General features: G+C 69.9%; 15 protein-coding genes. 11 read left to right on the top strand and 4 right to left on the bottom strand.

Annotated features, from left to right (window positions below):
• The first annotated feature begins 79 nt into the window (after positions 1-79).
• From EV186_RS17320 to tesB, 4 genes are all read left to right on the top strand, one after another.
• Positions 80-1,039 carry a trypsin-like serine peptidase gene (locus tag EV186_RS17320; protein ID WP_133850380.1) on the top strand — a complete coding sequence of 320 codons (960 nt, stop codon included), beginning with the start codon at positions 80-82 and terminating at the stop codon, positions 1,037-1,039.
• A gap of 278 nt (positions 1,040-1,317) precedes the next feature.
• Positions 1,318-1,974 carry a DUF2461 domain-containing protein gene (locus tag EV186_RS17315; RefSeq protein WP_133850379.1) on the top strand — a complete coding sequence of 219 codons (657 nt, stop codon included), beginning with the start codon at positions 1,318-1,320 and terminating at the stop codon, positions 1,972-1,974.
• Between the two features lie 64 nt (positions 1,975-2,038).
• A complete protein-coding gene (pyk, locus tag EV186_RS17310) occupies positions 2,039-3,463 on the top strand; it encodes a pyruvate kinase (RefSeq protein WP_133850378.1) in 1,425 nt (474 codons plus the stop codon).
• A 27-nt stretch (positions 3,464-3,490) separates the two neighbouring features.
• Positions 3,491-4,372 carry an acyl-CoA thioesterase II gene (gene tesB / locus EV186_RS17305; RefSeq protein ID WP_133850377.1) on the top strand — a complete coding sequence of 294 codons (882 nt, stop codon included), beginning with the start codon at positions 3,491-3,493 and terminating at the stop codon, positions 4,370-4,372.
• 325 nt (positions 4,373-4,697) lie between these two features.
• Here tesB and EV186_RS17300 read toward each other — a convergent pair whose 3' ends face one another.
• Positions 4,698-5,012 carry a hypothetical protein gene (locus EV186_RS17300; protein ID WP_208115663.1) on the bottom strand — a complete coding sequence of 105 codons (315 nt, stop codon included), beginning with the start codon at positions 5,010-5,012 and terminating at the stop codon, positions 4,698-4,700.
• Between the two features lie 194 nt (positions 5,013-5,206).
• On the opposite strand from EV186_RS17300, the gene EV186_RS17295 reads away from it, so the two are divergent.
• The 3 genes from EV186_RS17295 (at position 5,207) to EV186_RS17285 (ending at position 9,442) form a co-directional block, all read left to right on the top strand.
• Positions 5,207-6,058, top strand: a complete 852-nt coding sequence (locus EV186_RS17295) for a helix-turn-helix domain-containing protein (RefSeq protein WP_133850376.1) — start codon at positions 5,207-5,209, stop codon at positions 6,056-6,058.
• Between the two features lie 16 nt (positions 6,059-6,074).
• Complete coding sequence (locus EV186_RS17290; protein ID WP_133850375.1) at positions 6,075-6,275, top strand: DUF397 domain-containing protein; 201 nt, start codon at positions 6,075-6,077, stop codon at positions 6,273-6,275.
• Positions 6,276-6,466: 191 nt separating this feature from the next.
• Entirely contained in the window at positions 6,467-9,442 is a 2,976-nt protein-coding gene (locus tag EV186_RS17285; protein WP_481808312.1) for a helix-turn-helix transcriptional regulator, read from the top strand.
• A 1-nt stretch (position 9,443) separates the two neighbouring features.
• Here the strand turns inward: EV186_RS17285 and EV186_RS17280 are convergent, their stop codons facing one another.
• The 3 genes from EV186_RS17280 to EV186_RS17270 form a co-directional block, all read right to left on the bottom strand.
• Entirely contained in the window at positions 9,444-11,006 is a 1,563-nt protein-coding gene (locus EV186_RS17280) for a succinic semialdehyde dehydrogenase (protein ID WP_133850373.1), read from the bottom strand.
• Positions 11,007-11,066: 60 nt separating this feature from the next.
• The gene (locus EV186_RS17275; RefSeq protein ID WP_133850372.1) at positions 11,067-11,741 is read right to left on the bottom strand and encodes a hypothetical protein; all 675 of its coding nucleotides are present in this window, start codon (positions 11,739-11,741) and stop codon (positions 11,067-11,069) included.
• A 161-nt stretch (positions 11,742-11,902) separates the two neighbouring features.
• On the bottom strand, positions 11,903-12,508 hold the full coding sequence (locus EV186_RS17270) for a TetR/AcrR family transcriptional regulator (RefSeq protein WP_243754109.1): 606 nt from the start codon (positions 12,506-12,508) through the stop codon (positions 11,903-11,905).
• A gap of 121 nt (positions 12,509-12,629) precedes the next feature.
• On the opposite strand from EV186_RS17270, the gene EV186_RS17265 reads away from it, so the two are divergent.
• The 4 genes from EV186_RS17265 to EV186_RS17255 all read left to right on the top strand — a co-directional run bounded on the left by EV186_RS17265 (position 12,630) and on the right by EV186_RS17255 (position 16,167).
• Positions 12,630-13,751 (top strand): acyl-CoA dehydrogenase family protein, encoded by a 1,122-nt coding sequence (locus EV186_RS17265; protein WP_208115727.1) that lies wholly within the window; start codon positions 12,630-12,632, stop codon positions 13,749-13,751.
• 270 nt (positions 13,752-14,021) lie between these two features.
• The gene (locus tag EV186_RS17260) at positions 14,022-15,164 is read left to right on the top strand and encodes a CaiB/BaiF CoA transferase family protein (RefSeq protein ID WP_133850370.1); all 1,143 of its coding nucleotides are present in this window, start codon (positions 14,022-14,024) and stop codon (positions 15,162-15,164) included.
• 182 nt (positions 15,165-15,346) lie between these two features.
• The gene (locus tag EV186_RS38940) at positions 15,347-15,508 is read left to right on the top strand and encodes a hypothetical protein (protein WP_166659215.1); all 162 of its coding nucleotides are present in this window, start codon (positions 15,347-15,349) and stop codon (positions 15,506-15,508) included.
• A gap of 173 nt (positions 15,509-15,681) precedes the next feature.
• On the top strand, positions 15,682-16,167 hold the full coding sequence (locus EV186_RS17255) for a helix-turn-helix transcriptional regulator (protein WP_133850369.1): 486 nt from the start codon (positions 15,682-15,684) through the stop codon (positions 16,165-16,167).
• The last annotated feature ends 39 nt before the right edge of the window (positions 16,168-16,206 follow it).

Below are 16,206 nucleotides of genomic sequence, written 5' to 3'. Positions count from 1 at the left end.
CGATCCGGTGGTTAATTGCTGACTGTCCTTGCCCTATCACCCTGCGTGGCTCCATCCAGGAGTCAGAAGGTAGGTGCACATGTCCCGACGACTGTGGCGCTCCCTCGCCGTGATCGCGGCGGGCGGGCTCGCGCTGGCCGGCACCCAGGTCACCGCGGACGCGACCCCGAGCAGTCAGGCTCCCGCGGTCCACCACGTGACCGGCGATCGCGCGGCCATCCACGCCAAGTGGACCCCGGAGCGGATGCGCTCGGCGATCCCGCTCGACGCCCTCACCGTCGACGCCAAGGCGCTCGCGACCGTGCCGGCCGGCAGCCCGCACACGGTCACGCCCACCAAGCCCGAGGCCGCACCTCGCGCGTTCCCGAGCGGTGGCGGCGCGTGGACCGGCGGCGGCGCCGTCGTGCACACGGCGGGCCGCGTCTTCTTCACCTACTCAGGGCGCACCGCGTCCTGCAGCGGTGACGCGGTGACCAGCGGGAACAAGAGCGTCGTGCTCACCGCCGGGCACTGCGTGAAGCTCGACGGCGCGTTCCACACCGACTGGGTCTTCGTGCCGGCGTACAACAACGGCAACGCGCCGTACGGCACCTGGACGGCCAACACCTTGCTGACCACGCCGCAGTGGCAGGCCAGCGAGGACATCAACTACGACGTGGGTGCCGCCGTGGTCGACCCGCTGGGCGGCCAGCTCCTCACCGACGTGGTCGGCGGCCAGGGCGTCGCGTTCAACCAGGCCCGCGGTCAGAACATGTACGCGTTCGGCTACCCGGCCGCGGACCCGTACGACGGCACTTCGCTGATCTACTGCTCGGGCCCGGTGTTCGACGCGTTCATCTCCGACGGCATCGGCATGGACTGCGACATGACCGGCGGCGCGAGCGGCGGGCCGTGGTTCCTGTCCTTCAACGAATCGACCGGTACCGGCAACCAGAGCTCGGTGAACAGCTACAAGATCAACTTCATCCCGTTCTGGATGTTCGGCCCGTACTTCGGCACCGACGCCGAGAACCTCTACAACACCGCCGCGGCGAGCTGAGGCGGCGTCCGGGGGCGCCGCACCGTCGCGCCCCCGGACCGGCTGCCGTCGCCACCGCCAGTTCGGCGCACCGGGCTGGCGGTGGCGATTCGCTGTCCGTCGCCGCGGAGCCCGCGCGCCCGGCCCGGCGAGCTGGTCCACGTGGATGTCGAGACCGCAGCCGCCGCACACCCCGGATCGGGCTGGCCTGCCGACGTGGCGCGGTCTGGCCGTGGGGTCGCGGTTCGAGCTCGCCACCGGCGAATGAGTGGCCAGGGCGTGGCGACTACCCTCGTCGGGTGCGATTCGAGGGCTTCGGCGAGTACGCCATCGACTTCTTCGACGGGCTGACCGAGGACAACTCGAAGCCCTTCTGGGACGACAACCGCCACCTCTACGACAACGACGTGCGCGCGCCCATGGACGCCCTGCTCGCCGAGCTGGAGAAGGAGTTCGGCGCGTACGGCGAGCCCAAGGTGTTCCGCCCCTACCGCGACGTGCGGTTCTCCAAGGACAAGACGCCGTACAAGACGCACTGCGGCGGGGTCATCGAGCAGGGCCGAGGCGCGGGTGCGTTCTACGTGCAGATCGGTCCCGAGGGCCTCCGTGTCGGCGGCGGCCTGTTCCACCTCGAGCCCGACCAGCTGGCGCGGTACCGCACGGCCGTCGGCACCGAGCTCCACGGCGAGGAACTCGAGAAGATCGTCGCGAAGCTGCGCAAGACCAGCTGGGAGATCCGCGGTGATCGGATGAAGACGCGGCCGAAGGGCTTCGACAACGATCATCCGCGCCTGGAACTGCTTCGCCACCGGAGCATCTACGCCATGCGGGGCTGGGAACCGGACGACACCTTGCACGAGCGTGGCTGCTACGACCGTGTGGTGAAGGCGTGGCGGGCCCTCAAGCCCCTCAACGAATGGGCTCGTGACCGGGTCGGCCGGGCAGACCCGAGGTGAATTCCAGAAACTACTGACGGGTACATCAGTATCGGTTCAGCAGTCCGGGTTAGGCTCCCTGGATGTGAGCCGACGCGCGAAGATCGTTTGTACCCTTGGCCCGGCGACCGCAACTCAGGACAAGCTCCGAGCGCTGGTCAATGCCGGTATGGACGTGGCGAGGATGAACTTCAGCCACGGCAGCCACAGCGATCACAAACAGGTCTACGACATGGTGCGGGCCGCCTCCGACGAGACCGGTCACGCCGTAGGTGTCCTCGCCGACCTGCAAGGACCCAAGATCCGCCTGGGCACGTTCGCCGGTGGCCCGGTCGAGTGGCGCACCGGCGACACCGTGCGGATCACCGTGGAAGACGTCGCGGGCACCCACGACCGCGTGTCCACCACGTACAAGGGCCTCGCACGCGACGCCCGCAAGGGGGACCGCCTGCTGGTCGACGACGGCAAGGTCGGCCTCGAGGTCACCGAGGTCGACGGCCCCGACGTCGTCTGCCGGGTGACCGAGGGCGGCCCGGTCAGCAACAACAAGGGCCTGTCGCTGCCCGGCATGGACGTCTCCGTGCCCGCGATGAGCGAGAAGGACATCGAGGACCTGGAGTTCGCCCTGGAGCTGGGCGTGGACTTCATCGCGTTGTCCTTCGTCCGCTCGCCGGCCGACATCGACCTGGTGCACCAGGTGATGGACCGGGTCGGCAAGGGCCGGCTGCCGGTGATCGCGAAGCTCGAGAAGCCCGAGGCCGTGGAGAACCTCGAGGCCATCGTGCTCGCCTTCGACGGCGTGATGGTCGCCCGTGGTGACCTCGGCGTCGAGTTGCCGCTGGAGCAGGTGCCGCTGGTGCAGAAGCGCGCCATCCAGATCGCCCGCGAGAACGCCAAGCCTGTCATCGTGGCCACGCAGATGCTCGACTCGATGATCAACAACTCTCGCCCGACCCGCGCCGAGGCCTCCGACGTGGCCAACGCGGTGCTCGACGGCGCCGACGCGCTGATGCTCTCCGGCGAGACGTCGGTCGGCCGCTACGCGATCGAGTCCGTCGAGACCATGGGAAAGATCATCGTCGCGGTGGAGAACGAGTCCACTGTGGTCCCGCCGCTGACCCACGTCCCCCGCACCAAGCGCGGTGTCATCTCCTATGCGGCGCGCGACATCGGCGAACGCCTGAACGCGAAGGCCCTGGTCGCGTTCACGCAGTCCGGCGACACCGTGCGCCGGCTCGCCCGGCTGCACACCCGGCTGCCCCTGCTGGCCTTCACCCCCGAGCAGCACGTGCGCAGCCAGCTCGCCCTGACCTGGGGCACGGAAACGTTCCTCGTGCCGAGCGTCGAGTCGACGGACAACATGATCCGCCAGGTCGACCAGTCGATGCTCACCATCGACCGCTACCAGGCGGGCGACCTCGTGGTCATCGTGGCCGGGTCCCCGCCCGGGACGGTCGGCTCGACTAACCTCATCCGCGTGCACCGGCTCGGCGAGGAGGACCACGCCTAGCCATCGGCGTTCGATCAGCGAGGGCGGATGACGACTGAGGGCGTGATGCGCGGGCAGGCTGTGCTGGACGGCCTCGTCACGTTGCTCGATCTGGAACGGATCGAGGAGGACATCTACCGCGGTGTGAGCCCCTCGGGTTCGCCTGTGCGCGTGTTCGGCGGGCAGGTGGCCGGGCAGGCCCTCGTGGCGGCCGGGCGCACGGTGCCCGCCGATCGCCGGGTCCACTCGCTGCACGCGTACTTCATCCGCGGTGGCGATCCCAGCGTCCCCATCGTGTACGAAGTGGACCGCATCCGGGATGGACGGTCGTTCACCACCCGCCGTGTTGTCGCCGTGCAGCACGGGAAGGCGATCTTCTCGCTGTCCGCGTCGTTCCAAGTGGACGAGCCGGGGATCGAGCACGAGGCGGCCATGCCCGCCGGCGTGCCCGAGCCGGAGTCGCTGCCGACGCGGGCCGAGATCGTCGCCGACTACCAGGAACGCCTCGGCGCGTTCGCGAAGCGGCCGCAACCGATCGACGTGCGGTACGTGACCGAACCGCCGTGGATCTCCCGGGAACGCGGACCGCGCGAGGCTCGCAACCAGGTGTGGATGCGGGCCGACGGCGTGCTGCCCGACGACCAGCTGCTGCACGTGTGCGTGCTGACCTACGCCAGCGACATGACCTTGCTCGACGCCGTGCTGGCCAAGCACGGCGTGTACTGGGGGATGGACAAGGTGCTGGGCGCCAGCCTGGACCACGCGCTGTGGTTCCACCGCCCGTTCCGCGCCGACGAGTGGGTGCTCTACGACTGCGAGTCGCCGACCGCCTCGGGTGCGCGTGGCCTGGCGACCGGCCGGTTCTTCACCCGCGAAGGCCACCTGGTGGCGACGGTCGTGCAGGAGGGCCTGCTCCGCGTCGTGAAGTAGCGGCGCGCCCGAAGGCATCTCTCTTCAGTTGTCAAGCAACCCTCGCCTCGCGGGGCTACGACCAGGCTATGGGCCGGCCAGGCGTGGTTCGGGCGCTGCGACGACATCTGTGGACAACTGGTCGCCTGTGGATAACTGGGGACCTCGGACGGGCAGCGAAACGGGCACCAAAGACAAACCGGCGAGAACCGGAACCCGTCGGGGGGCGGTCCCGGTTCTCGCCGGTGAGCCGCGCCGTGGGGGCAGAGGGGTTGTCCGGGGAGGACTGTCCCGACGGGCGGCACCGAAGCGCGGCGTGCAGGCCGCGCTTGGCTCAGGGGTTCGGTCAGCCAGGAGCGCCCAGCTGGTGGGAGCGGGCGCCTTCTTCCTCGGTGACCAGCAAACACAAATGGGCGGTCAGGTACACCCGGCAGGGGGCGGGTGGCCTACCGAAAAGCCTGGTGCGGCAGCCTTGGCACCGGCCCTGTTCATCCGGCCGGTGGTCGTCCAGGAGCGCCCGCAGGGCCGCGATCACTCTGGGTAGCTCATATCGCCCCAAGTCAGCCACCGCACGATCGTCGCCGCTCGCCGATTCGGTGGCGAGTTCGTTCAAATAGGACTCCAGCGAGGCCTCCATGTGACCGAAGATGGAGTTGCTCATCGGATACCGCCCATCGAGAAACTCCTTCTGCGCATGTCCACTGGCCCCTGACCGCCTCGTCCACGTTCAACAACTAGCAGAGTGCGTCGCGGGATACGCATTTTGCAAGTTGCAGTACACGATCGGATGACACCACTTGGTGTGTCGCCCGGCCGGTCACACACTGTGCCGGGGAACACGGAGGTGAACGCCCTATGGTCCGAGGACCGAGTCCCACCGTCCGAAGGCGCAGGTTGGCCGGTGAATTGCGCAGGCTTCGGGACGAGGCGAACCTGACCATCGACGAGGTCGCGGAGAAGCTGGAATGCTCCGCGTCGAAGATCAGCCGCATCGAAACGGGGAACGTGGGCGTCACTCCTCGTGACGCCCGGGATCTGCTCGAGCTCTACGGCGTGCCCGAGGACAAACGTGAGGCACTTGTGCAACTTGCACGAGAAGCGCGCCAAAAAGGGTGGTGGCACGCCTACAACGAGGTGTTCACCGGGTCATTCGTCGGGCTCGAACAGGACGCCACCTCCCTGCACACCCACCAGGCGCTGCTGGTACCCGGCCTGCTGCAGACCGAGCGCTACACCCGCGCCGTGCACCGCGCCATCAGGCCGGACGTCCAGGAATCCGAAGTGGACCGCCGGGTCAAGGCCCGGCTGGAGCGTCAGCGCCTGCTGACCGACCACAACCCGCCCGAGTACTGGGCGGTCATCGACGAGGCCGTGCTCAACAGGACGGTCGGCGGCCCGTCGGTGATGCGCGAGCAGCTCTCCCATCTGGTGGACCTCGCCGCACTGCCCAACGTCACGTTGCAGGTCGTGCCTTTCACCGCAGGCGAACACGCAGGTATGGAGGGCTCATTCCTCATTCTGGGATTCCCGGAACAGGCCGATCCGGACGTCGTCTATGTCGAGTACACAACATCCGGCGTCTATTTGGAGCAGCCATCGGACGTTCGGCGGTATACCGTGATGTTCGATCATTTGCGAGCGACCGCTCTCAAACCGGACGACACGGTCGCGATGATCAAACGGGCGGCTGACCGGTTGCCTGTGTGAATGAGAGGAGTACAGCGTGACCGTTTCTGACCTGACAGGGGCGAAATGGCGAAAGAGCAGTCACAGCGGCGCGGGCAACGACTGCGTGGAACTCGCCATCGTCAGGAGCGGAACAGCGGTTCGGGATTCCAAGAACGCGGCCGCGGGTCATCTTGCCTTCGATGGCAGCGGCTGGCTCGCGTTCCTGTCCGCCGTCAAGGCAGGGGACGCAGGCTGACCCGACCACTTTCCAGGTGAGAGGACGTCGTGACACCGTCCGCGACGTCCTCCAACTGGTTTCCCGCCCGTAGGTAAGGGGCAGGAGACCGCCGGCGTGGGTGTTCACCCGATGCCGGCACCACCCCCTCAGCCCGATCGTCGGCCTCGGACCGCGTCGGAGTGTCGTAGGGGTGTGCGAGCATGCTGGACATGCCGAGACTGGGGTCCGGGATCTCGCTGGTGGCGCGCGAGCCGGAGATGGAGCGCGTGCGTGCTGCCGTGCGCGCGGCGATGACCGGGTCGGCCGCCGCACTGCTGGTCGCCGGTGACGCCGGGGTGGGCAAGACCCGGATCACCGAGGAAACCACCACCCTGGCCGCCGACGCGGGCATGCTGGTGCTCACCGGTCGCTGCCTCGACGTCGGCGAGAACGGTCTGCCCTACCTGGCCATTGCGGAGGCCCTCGGCGGCCTGCGCGAAGGCGAGGACGCCGACCTGCTCGCCGATCCCGCGCTCGCCGGGCTGCTGCCCGGCTCCGAATCCGTGCCCGAGATCGAGCCCGACCGGTTCGTGCCCGCACCGCCGTCGGCCGCGGGCACGCGCCGCCGCGAGCAGGACGTGGGCCAGTTGCGGCTGTTCGAGGCCGTCTACCGGCTGCTGGTCGAGCTCGCCGAACGGCACGGCCTGCTGCTCGTCCTCGAAGACCTCCACTGGGCCGACGGCGCGACGCGCTCGATGGTCTCGTTCCTGCTCACCCGGCTGCGAGGCCGGCGGCTGCTGGTCGTGGCCACCTACCGCACCGACGACCTGCACCGCAGGCATCCCTTCCGGCCCCTGCTCGCCGAGCTGTTGCGCCTGCCCGTCGTCGAGCGGATGGACCTCGCGCCGTTCGCCTCGGCCGACGCGCGCGACTTCGTGGCCAAGCTCGCCGAGGAGCGGGTGAGCGAGGAGGTCATCCGGGAGGTCGCGGAGCGCTCGGAGGGCAACGCCTTCTTCGCCGAGGAACTCCTCGCCGCCTACGACGACTGCGAGGAGGGCATGCCGGCGACGCTGGTCGACGTGCTGTTCGCCCGCACGGAGCGGCTGTCCGAGCCGACCCAGCGGGTCGTGCGCGTCGCCTCGGTGGCGGGCCGGCGCGTGCGCCACACCGTGCTCGCCGCCGTCGCCGAGCTGCCCGAAGAGCAGTTGGAGCAGGCCCTGCGCGAGGCCGTGCAGCACCACGTGCTGGTCAGCGAGGGGGAGACGTACACCTTCCGGCACGCCCTGCTCACCGAGGCCGTCTACAACGACCTGCTGCCCGGCGAACGGGTCCGGCTGCACGCGGGGTACGCGCGGGTCCTCGCCGACGCGGAGCTGGGACGAGGACGAGCGGCCGCGCTCGCGCACCACAGCCTGGAAAGCCACGACCTGCCCACCGCGCTGGCCGCGTACATCCGGGCCGCCGAGGACGCCGACCGGTCCAACGCGCCCGCGGTCACGCTGACCAACCTGGAGTCGGCGCTCAAGCTGTGGGACGCCGTCGACGAATCCCAGCGCCCTGCGGACGTCACCGAGCTGGATCTGCTGACCAGGGCGTCCTGGGCGGCCGGCACGTCCGGGGAGCCGGAGCGCGCGATGGCCTACGCCCGGTCCGCGGTGGACTTGGCGAGCGAGCGTGACGACCCCGAGCTCGCCGCGAAGGCGATGCGGCGGCTCGCACAAGCGTTGTTCCTGGTCGACGGCAAGGAAGCCGAAGGGATCGAAGTCCTGCACCGGGCGTGGCGGCTGGTCGAGCACCGTCCGCCGAGCATCACGCGTGCGTGGGTGCAGGCCATCTACGCGCGTGGCCTGCGCATCGACGACCGGCCCGACGAGGCCCGCGAGCACGCGGCCCAGGCCGTCGAGGCCGCGCGGGCCGTGGGTGCCGGTGGCGCGGAGGCGGACGCGCTGACCACGCTCGCGTTGCTGGAGGAGGGCGTCGGGCACCTGTCGCACTCGAAAGAGCTGCTGACCCAGGCCATGCAACGCGCCGTCGAGGTCGAGGCGATCACCGTGGAGCTGCGGGCGCGTTTCTCCCTCGCGGTCGCCTCCTACGAAGCCGGCATGTTCGACGACGCGCTGCACACCTTGGACGCGGGCGTCACGCGCGCCGAGAGCACCGGCATGCTCTGGTCGGACTACGGCTTCGAGCTCTGGTTCCTGCAGGTCATCGCCCGTTACTACAGCGGTGACTGGGACGGCAGCGAGCTGGCCGCCGACCCGGCGCGCCGTCGGGTGTCGGGTTCGTTCGCCGCGCGCCTCGCGGTCGGTGGTGCCCTGGTCACGATCGGCCGGGGCCGGTTCGCCGAGGCCGAGCGCCTGGTGAAGGAGCTGCGCTCGGACTGGCACCTGGACCTGCAGATCGCCCTGTACACCGGTGCGGTGGCCGCCGAACTGGCCTGCTGGCGCGGTCGTCCGGAGGAGGCGGCGCGCTGGGTGAGCGAGGCGCTGGGCTGGGCGCAGCGGGCTGGTGGTCAGTGGCGCATGGCCGGCATCAAGCTGGCGGCGTTCGGCGTCGCCGCCCACGCCGACCTCGCCCACCGGCCGGCCAACCGCAAGGACCCGGAAGCGGTCGCGGCCGCCGTGGCCGAGGGCGAGAAGCTGGCGACCCACGCCCACGAGGTGGCCGAGCGCGGCATCCCGCGCAGCGGCACCCTCGGCCCGGAGGGCAAGGCGTGGCTGGCGCGGGTGGACGCCGAGCTGAGCCGGTTGCGTGGCGAGAACGATCCCGCCTTGTGGCAGGCGGCCGTCGAGGCCTTCGGTTACGGGGCCGTGTACGAGCAGGCCGTGTGCCGACGCCGACGGGCCGAGGCTTTGCTGGGCGCGGACCGTCGCGACGAGGCCGCCGAGGAGCTGCACAAGGCGGACGAGGTGGCCGGCAAGCTCGGCGCGAAGCCGCTGTCGGATGCGTTGCGGGCCTTGGCAAGGCGGGCACGCATCCCGCTGGACGGCATGCTCGCCGCCCGGGACACGGTGGATCCGTTGACCCCGCGGGAAAAGTCGGTGCTGACGCTGGTCGCGTCGGGGCGGACGAACCGTGAGGTCGGCGAGGAGCTGTTCATCAGCGAGAAGACGGTGAGCGTGCACCTCTCGCGCGTGATGGCGAAGCTGGGCGCGACCCGCCGAGCCGAAGCCGTCGCGATCGCCTACGACCGGGATCTGTTGTAGCTCAACGGCGAACCGCCTTGAGGACGCGAAGGCTCACGCTCATCGCGCGGGTCCACAGCCCGGCGGGCACGCCACGCACCGGACGCAACGGGAGGCCGCGCTGCACGGCGATGCTTTGGGGCTCGGTGTACTTCAACAACCCCTCGGCCCCGTTGCGCCGCCCGACGCCGGACTCGCCCATCCCGCCCATGGTCGTGTCCACCGACCCGAGGGTCGCCGCGTAGCCCTCGTTGACGTTGACGGTCCCGGCGTGGATCCGGGCGGCCACGGCCTCTCCGGCCCGCCGGTCCCGCGTCCACACGCTGGCGTTCAGCCCGTACGACGTGTCGTTGGCCCGGGCCACGGCATCGTCCACATCGGAATATCCGTAGATCGACACCACCGGGCCGAACGTCTCCGAGCGGAACAACGTCATGTCCTCGGTGACGTCGGTCAGCACCGTCGGCTCGTAGAACAGCGAGCCGACCTCGGGTCGCGGCTTCCCGCCGGCCAGCACCGTGGCGCCCTTCGACCGCGCGTCCTCGACGTGCGCGGACACCGTCGCGAGCTGGCTCGCCGACGTCAGCGAGCCCATGTCGAACCCGTAGTCCAAAGTGGAGCCCAGGCGCAGCGCGGAAACCTTGGAAACAAAGGCGGACGTGAACGCGTCCCGGATGCTCTCGTGCACGTAGATCCGCTCGACCGACACGCACAGCTGCCCGGCCGAGGAGAAGCACGCGGCCACCGCCCCGGCCGCGGTCTTCTCGATCGGCGCGTCCGGGAGCACCACCATCGGGTTCTTGCCGCCGAGCTCCATCGAGTAGCCGGTCAGCCGCCCCGCGACCTGGCTGGCCAGCGTCTTCCCGGTCGCCGTGGACCCGGTGAACGCCAGGTAGTCCGACTCCTCCAGCAACGCGGTCCCGATCTCCGACCCGCGGCCGAGCACGATCTGCCACAGGTCCGCGGGCAGCCCGGCCTTCTCGGCCAGTTCGGTCAGCCACAACGCGGTCAGCGCGGTCTGGTTGTCCGGCTTCTGCACCACCGCGTTCCCGGCGGCGAGCGCGGGCAGCACGTCCATCGCGGTCAGGGCGAGCGGGTAGTTCCACGGCGAGATGATCGCCACGACGCCCTTCGGGTGGCGCAGCTCGGTGGCCCGGGTGAGCAGCGGCATGATCCCGGAGCGGCGCCGCGGCGCGAGCAGCTTCGCCGACCGCTTGCCGTAGTACGCGGCGGTGACGGCGGTCGAAGCGATCTCGTCGAAGGCGTCCAGCCGCGACTTGCCCGTCTCGACCTGGATGAGGTCGAGGCCTTCCGCCTGCTCGGCGAGCACGAGGCCGTGCAGGCGCAGGATGATCCGCTGCCGCTCGGCGGCCGGTCGCTGCGCCCACGCCGCCTGCGCCTTGCGTGCGCGCTCGAAGGCGGCCCGCACGTCGGCATCCCCGATTTGGGGGAGGGCGGTCAGCGGCTGCTGGGTGAACGGCGCGAGCAGCTCCACCGGATCGCCGTGGCCGGCGACCGCCCGGGCCGCGAGCTGGGCGGCGCGCTCCGTGGTGGGCGCACCGGAAACCGCACCGAGAGTGGTCATGCTGGAAGCTCCTTCGCTCGCGTTGCCTCCAGCATGACCAAAGTTACTGGTTGGTAGCAACTAGTCGTAGCCGATCGGGCGGATCACCGGCACGCCGAACGACGGCGTGGCGGGGGCGTCGTCCTCGATCTGTTCCGGTTCGGCCGGGCGCAGCCAGTCCGGCCCGAGCCGGTTCCTGGCGATCAACCCGACGGCCACCGCGACAACGCCCAGGACCGCGCCGAACAGCATCATCCACAGACCATTGCCGATGCCCGCTTGGACGTCGTAGTAGTCCGAGCGCCCCACCGTCGTGGTGACGTGCGCGAACTCGTCGCTCAACGCCTTCGCCTGCATGGCGACGGTCCCGACCGAGCCGAGCAGGACCGCGGACCCCGCCCCGGCCACGCCGCTCGACCAGCGCAGGCCCGGGTCCGACCCGGTCAGCAACGCGCCGATGCCGATCAGGGCACCCGCGAACAACACCGCGGCCGCCACCGTGATCGGCAGCCCGAACGCCGTCCCCACGCCCTCCTGATCCACTTCCTTGCCGTGGTTGGTGCTCGTGTGGTCCCACGCGGTGAGCTCGAACGACGAGCCGTCGTCCTGCGAAGACGAGGAAGAGGGTCGCTCGGACTCGATGAACAGCGGTGCGAAGCTCCCGCCCACGGCCAGCGCGGCGGCCGCCACCCACGCCAACACGACCAGGACGAGCAGACGCGGCCTGCGGTGCTCCACGGGGTTTGGCGTGGTCATGGCCACAATCCTGCCCAACTCGACGCCGTGCTGGATCGAAACGACGAGAAGTTGCCAAAGCGAACGTCACGATCCGCGCCCGCGCCCCTCTTCTCAGTTGCGTTGCGCGGCCCGTGCGAGGGCCGGGCCGGGCAACTGCGCGAGTGAGTGAAGGCTCGCGCTCAGTTCGCTGAGCGCGAGCCGAACACCTGGACCGCGATCCGCTTCCACTCGGCGAGCAGCTTCTCCCGGCGCGCCGGGTCGCCGCCGAGCATCGCGTCGAGCGCGAGGCCGCGCGTGAGGTTGACGGTCAGCAGCACCAGCGTGTCCGCCATGTCGCCGGTCGCGCGGTAGCGCTCCAGCGTGGCGTGCCCGAGTTCGCGGTCGACCGGCAGCAACGCCTCGCGCAGTTCGGCGTCGGTGCGCGCGGCCACCCACAGCTCCATCGCGGCCGTGGACAAGGTGCCGGAGTACTTGTCCCACAACACGTCGATGCCGGTGGTGATCTTGTCGGTGGCGTTCTTGCCCGCGGGCAGGTCGACCTCGGCGATCTCCTCGTTGAGCTTGCCGAACAGGTGGCGCAGCGCGCTGGTCATCAGCTCGGCCTTGGTGGCGAAGTGGTGCTGTTGCGCGCCCCGCGACACCCCGGCCCGGCGGCAGATCTCGTGCACGGACGCACCCGAGTACCCGAGGTCGACCAGGCAGTCGATGGTGGCGTCCAGCAGCAGCTCCCTCGTCCGCTCGCTGCGTTCGGCCTGCGTCCGGTGGGTCTTGACCTGGCTCGTCACCGCTGCCTCCTCGCCATCGCCGCGCGTGGCCGGTACATTCTCCATGGAACTTACCTGCTGCTTGGATTGTTTTCTTACGTCACCGGAGGTCAGCGCCGTGACCGCACACCGCTCGTCGTGGATGGACGAGGACCTGGATGCCTTCCGCGACCTCGCGCGGACCTTCTGCGAGAAGGAGCTCACGCCCAACGTCGACCGTTGGATCGAGCAGCACCACGTGGACCGCGAACTCTGGACCAAGGCGGGTGAGGTCGGCCTGCTGTGCCTGTCGATCCCGGAAGAGTACGGGGGCGGCGGCGGGACGTTCGCACACGAGACCGTCCTGCTCGAGGAGCAGGCCCGCGCGGGCGACAGCGGCTGGGGCGTGATCCTGCACAACGGCATCGTCGCGCACTACATCCTCAACTACGGCTCGCCAGCGCAGAAGCAGGCCTGGCTGCCGAAGATGGCGTCGGGCGAGTGGGTCGGCGCGATCGCCATGACCGAGCCGGGCACGGGCTCGGACCTGCAGAACGTCAGGACCAAGGCCGTGCGCGACGGTGACGAGTACGTCATCAACGGCGCGAAGACGTTCATCACCAACGGCGGGCAGGCCGACGTGGTGATCGTCGTGGCCAAGACCGACAGCACCAAGGGCGCCGAGGGCATCTCGCTGATCGTCGTGGAGACCGACCGCCCGGGCTTCCGGCGCGGGCGGGTGCTGGACAAGATCGGCCTGCGCTCGCAGGACACCGCCGAGCTGTTCTTCGACGACGTGCGCGTGCCGGCGACGAACCTGCTGGGCGCCGAAGAGGGCCAGGGTTTCATCCAGCTCATGCAGCAGCTGCCGCAGGAACGGCTGATCATCGGCGTCTCGTCGGTGCTGGCCATGGAGCTCGCGCTGGCCGAAACCCTGCGCTACACCAAGGACCGCCAGGCGTTCGGCCGGCCGGTGTTCAATTTCCAGAACACCAAGTTCAAGCTGGCCGAAGTGGCCACCGAGGCCAAGATCGCCCGTGTCTTCCTCGACGACTGCATCGCCAAGCACCTCAAGGGCGAGCTCGACATCCCGACCGTCGCGATGCTCAAGTGGTGGACCAGCGACCGCGCCATGGTCGCCGCGGACGAGTGCCTGCAACTGCACGGCGGCTACGGGTACATGAACGAGTACCCGATCGCCCGGATCTACACCGACCAGCGCGTGCAGAAGATCTACGGCGGCACCAACGAGATCATGAAAGAAATCATCGCCAGAAGCCTCTGAGGTTGTGTCCGCTTGCGTTCGGTGCGGGCAGCGGAACCTCAGCCGCCCCCTCACGCCCGTCCCCTCGCTGGGGCTCGGGGCCGGCGTTCGCCGGCTCGCGGTGCCCGATGGATCGGTCGCAAGCTCCCTCACTGCGGGATCGCCGACTCATGACCGGCCAGGTCACCACGTCGGCGCTGTCCTCGCGAGGAACCGGCTGAGAACCCGCGGCGGTGCGGGCGGGCACCCACACAAGCGGCTCCGCCGCTTCGAAACCGATGGAGAGTTCCCTTGCGCAACGGACCCCTCGCCGGGATCAAGGTCGTCGAGCTGGCGGGGCTCGCGCCCGCGCCCTTTGCCGGGACCGTGCTCGCCGACCTCGGCGCCGACGTGATCCGGGTCGATCGCGCCAAGCCGGGCGCGGACGTGCTGACCTTCCCGAACGACCCGCTGACCCGCAGCAGGCGCTGGATCGGCGTCGATGTCAAGGCACCCGAGGGCCTCGAGCTGGTGCTGCGGCTCGTCGACGGCGCCGACGTGCTGATCGAGGGGTACCGGCCGGGCGTGGCCGAGCGGATGGGTCTCGGGCCCGACGACTGCCTGGCCCGCAACCCGCGCCTGGTCTACGGCCGGATCACCGGCTGGGGCCAGGACGGCCCGCTCGCGCCGACCGCGGGCCACGACATCAACTACATCGCGATCGCGGGTGCGCTCGACCCGATCGGTCCGGCCGGCGGCAAGCCCACGCCGCCGGTGAACCTGCTCGGTGACTTCGGCGGTGGCGGCCTCGTGCTCGCCATGGGCGTGCTCGCCGCCCTCGTGGAACGCCAGGGCTCCGGTCGCGGCCAGGTCGTGGACGCGTCCATGGTGGAGGGCGCCGCGCTGCTCACCACGAGCCTGCGCGGCCTGGCCGAGCTCGGCATGTGGGGCAACGGCCGCGGCCAGAACCTGCTCGACGGTGGCGCCCCCTTCTACGACACGTACGAGACCGCGGACGGCAAGTACGTCGCCATCGGCGCGATCGAGAACCGGTTCTGGGCGGCCCTGCGTGACGTGCTGGGGCTGACCACACCGGAGTCGGAGAACCACACCAACCCGGCCAACTGGCCCGTGCTGCGCGAGCAGATCGCCGCCGCGGTCCGCACCAGGACCCGCGACGAGTGGGCGAAGCTGGCCGAGGGCACCGACGCGTGCCTCGCACCCGTGCTCTCGCTCGCCGAGGCCCCCGCGCACCCGCACAACATGGCGCGGGGGAGTTTCGTCGACGTCGGCGGCACGCAACAGCCCGCGCCGGCGCCGAAGTTCAGCCGTACCAAGGCGGACCCGCCGACACCGCCGGCCGAGCCACGGTCGGACACCACGGCCGTGCTGGCCGAGCTCGGCCTGGACGCCGGCAGGATCGAGCAACTCCGTGCCGCCGGGACGGTCGCATAACCGTTCGGCGCCTGCTCGGCGCATTAGCCCCCGACACGCGCGTGTGCAAGGTGGACAGCTCGTCGTCCCGCTCTAGAGTGATCAGCCAAAAGGTACCCGTCTGTGCCTGTCAAGGGGCATGATTGCTGTTCAAGCGCCGTTCGGCGGGCGGCGACGGGGGTAGCAGGGACGGAGTGGTTCAGGTGGACGCGAAGAAGGCCATTGTCCTTGTCGTGGTGGCGTTTGTGTTGTTCTACCTCATCACGCAGCCGGTCCAGTCGGCCAACGTCGTGCACGACATCCTGGGTTGGCTGCGCGACGCCGCCGACGCCATCGTCACCTTCATCAAGCAGCTGTTTGCCTGACCACGGTCGGTGACGACACCGGCCGTCTGGCCCTGTCCGCTGCCCCGTCCGGGTGGTTTGGTAGATCAAAAGCCCACATCCTGGGCCTGGGGCGAAATCGGGTCTGGCGGTGGCGGTTGCCGAGCCCTACGGTTTCGTCCATCGAGAGATCATCAGCCCGCGTAGGAGGCACGATGCTCGACGACCCCGGGGTCGATGCTCTGGTGCAGCAGTGGACCGCTGACAACGCACGGGACGCGGAGAACGACGAGATCACGCGCATTGCTTCGCAGTGGCTCGCCGACTCGCCGATGCCGGCCGCGGTGGGCATCCCCGGACAGCGTGGCGGCGGCCGCGGCTGGGCCACGGTGGACGCGGCCGACCCGAGGTTCGTCGACGCCATGCGCAGGCGCCTGCCTGAGGTGCCGCACGAGTTGATCGCCGAGGCCGCCAAGTGGTGGCAGATGGCCGGTGGCGTCGCCGAGGCCGAGGAGTGGTGGGACGCCGGTCTCAGCCCGCTCGACCAGCGCGCGCTCGACTACCGTGCGGCCGGGCTCGGCCCGTCCGACCTCGCGCGGCGGCTCGGCCCGATGACCGTTCTGCAGCACCTGCGCCGGGGCAGCGCGCCGGCCTGGTGCGTGGCCCGTTTGCAGCGGCAGCGCCGCGACGGGGTCGCCTGAACGTAACTCCGCAGGGCTGGCATCGTTGACACCGTTGAC

Origin of the sequence: Labedaea rhizosphaerae (assembly GCF_004362825.1) — a bacterium.
In the GTDB taxonomy this organism is placed as follows: Bacteria; Actinomycetota; Actinomycetes; order Mycobacteriales; family Pseudonocardiaceae; genus Labedaea; species Labedaea rhizosphaerae.
Note: the sequence above shows the minus strand (reverse complement) of the source record. Positions and strands in the feature narration are given on the sequence as shown.

Bases quoted from the DNA above. Each gene is read 5' to 3' on its own strand.
- EV186_RS17320 (WP_133850380.1), top strand. From the start codon at position 80: ATGTCCCGACGACTGTGGCGCTCCCTCGCCGTGATCGCGGCGGGCGGG.
- tesB (WP_133850377.1), top strand. From the start codon at position 3,491: ATGACGACTGAGGGCGTGATGCGCGGGCAGGCTGTGCTGGACGGCCTC.
- EV186_RS17300 (WP_208115663.1), bottom strand. From the start codon at position 5,012: ATGAGCAACTCCATCTTCGGTCACATGGAGGCCTCGCTGGAGTCCTAT.
- EV186_RS17295 (WP_133850376.1), top strand. From the start codon at position 5,207: ATGGTCCGAGGACCGAGTCCCACCGTCCGAAGGCGCAGGTTGGCCGGT.
- EV186_RS17285 (WP_481808312.1), top strand. From the start codon at position 6,467: ATGCCGAGACTGGGGTCCGGGATCTCGCTGGTGGCGCGCGAGCCGGAG.
- EV186_RS17280 (WP_133850373.1), bottom strand. From the start codon at position 11,006: ATGACCACTCTCGGTGCGGTTTCCGGTGCGCCCACCACGGAGCGCGCC.
- EV186_RS17275 (WP_133850372.1), bottom strand. From the start codon at position 11,741: ATGACCACGCCAAACCCCGTGGAGCACCGCAGGCCGCGTCTGCTCGTC.
- EV186_RS17265 (WP_208115727.1), top strand. From the start codon at position 12,630: ATGGACGAGGACCTGGATGCCTTCCGCGACCTCGCGCGGACCTTCTGC.
- EV186_RS17255 (WP_133850369.1), top strand. From the start codon at position 15,682: ATGCTCGACGACCCCGGGGTCGATGCTCTGGTGCAGCAGTGGACCGCT.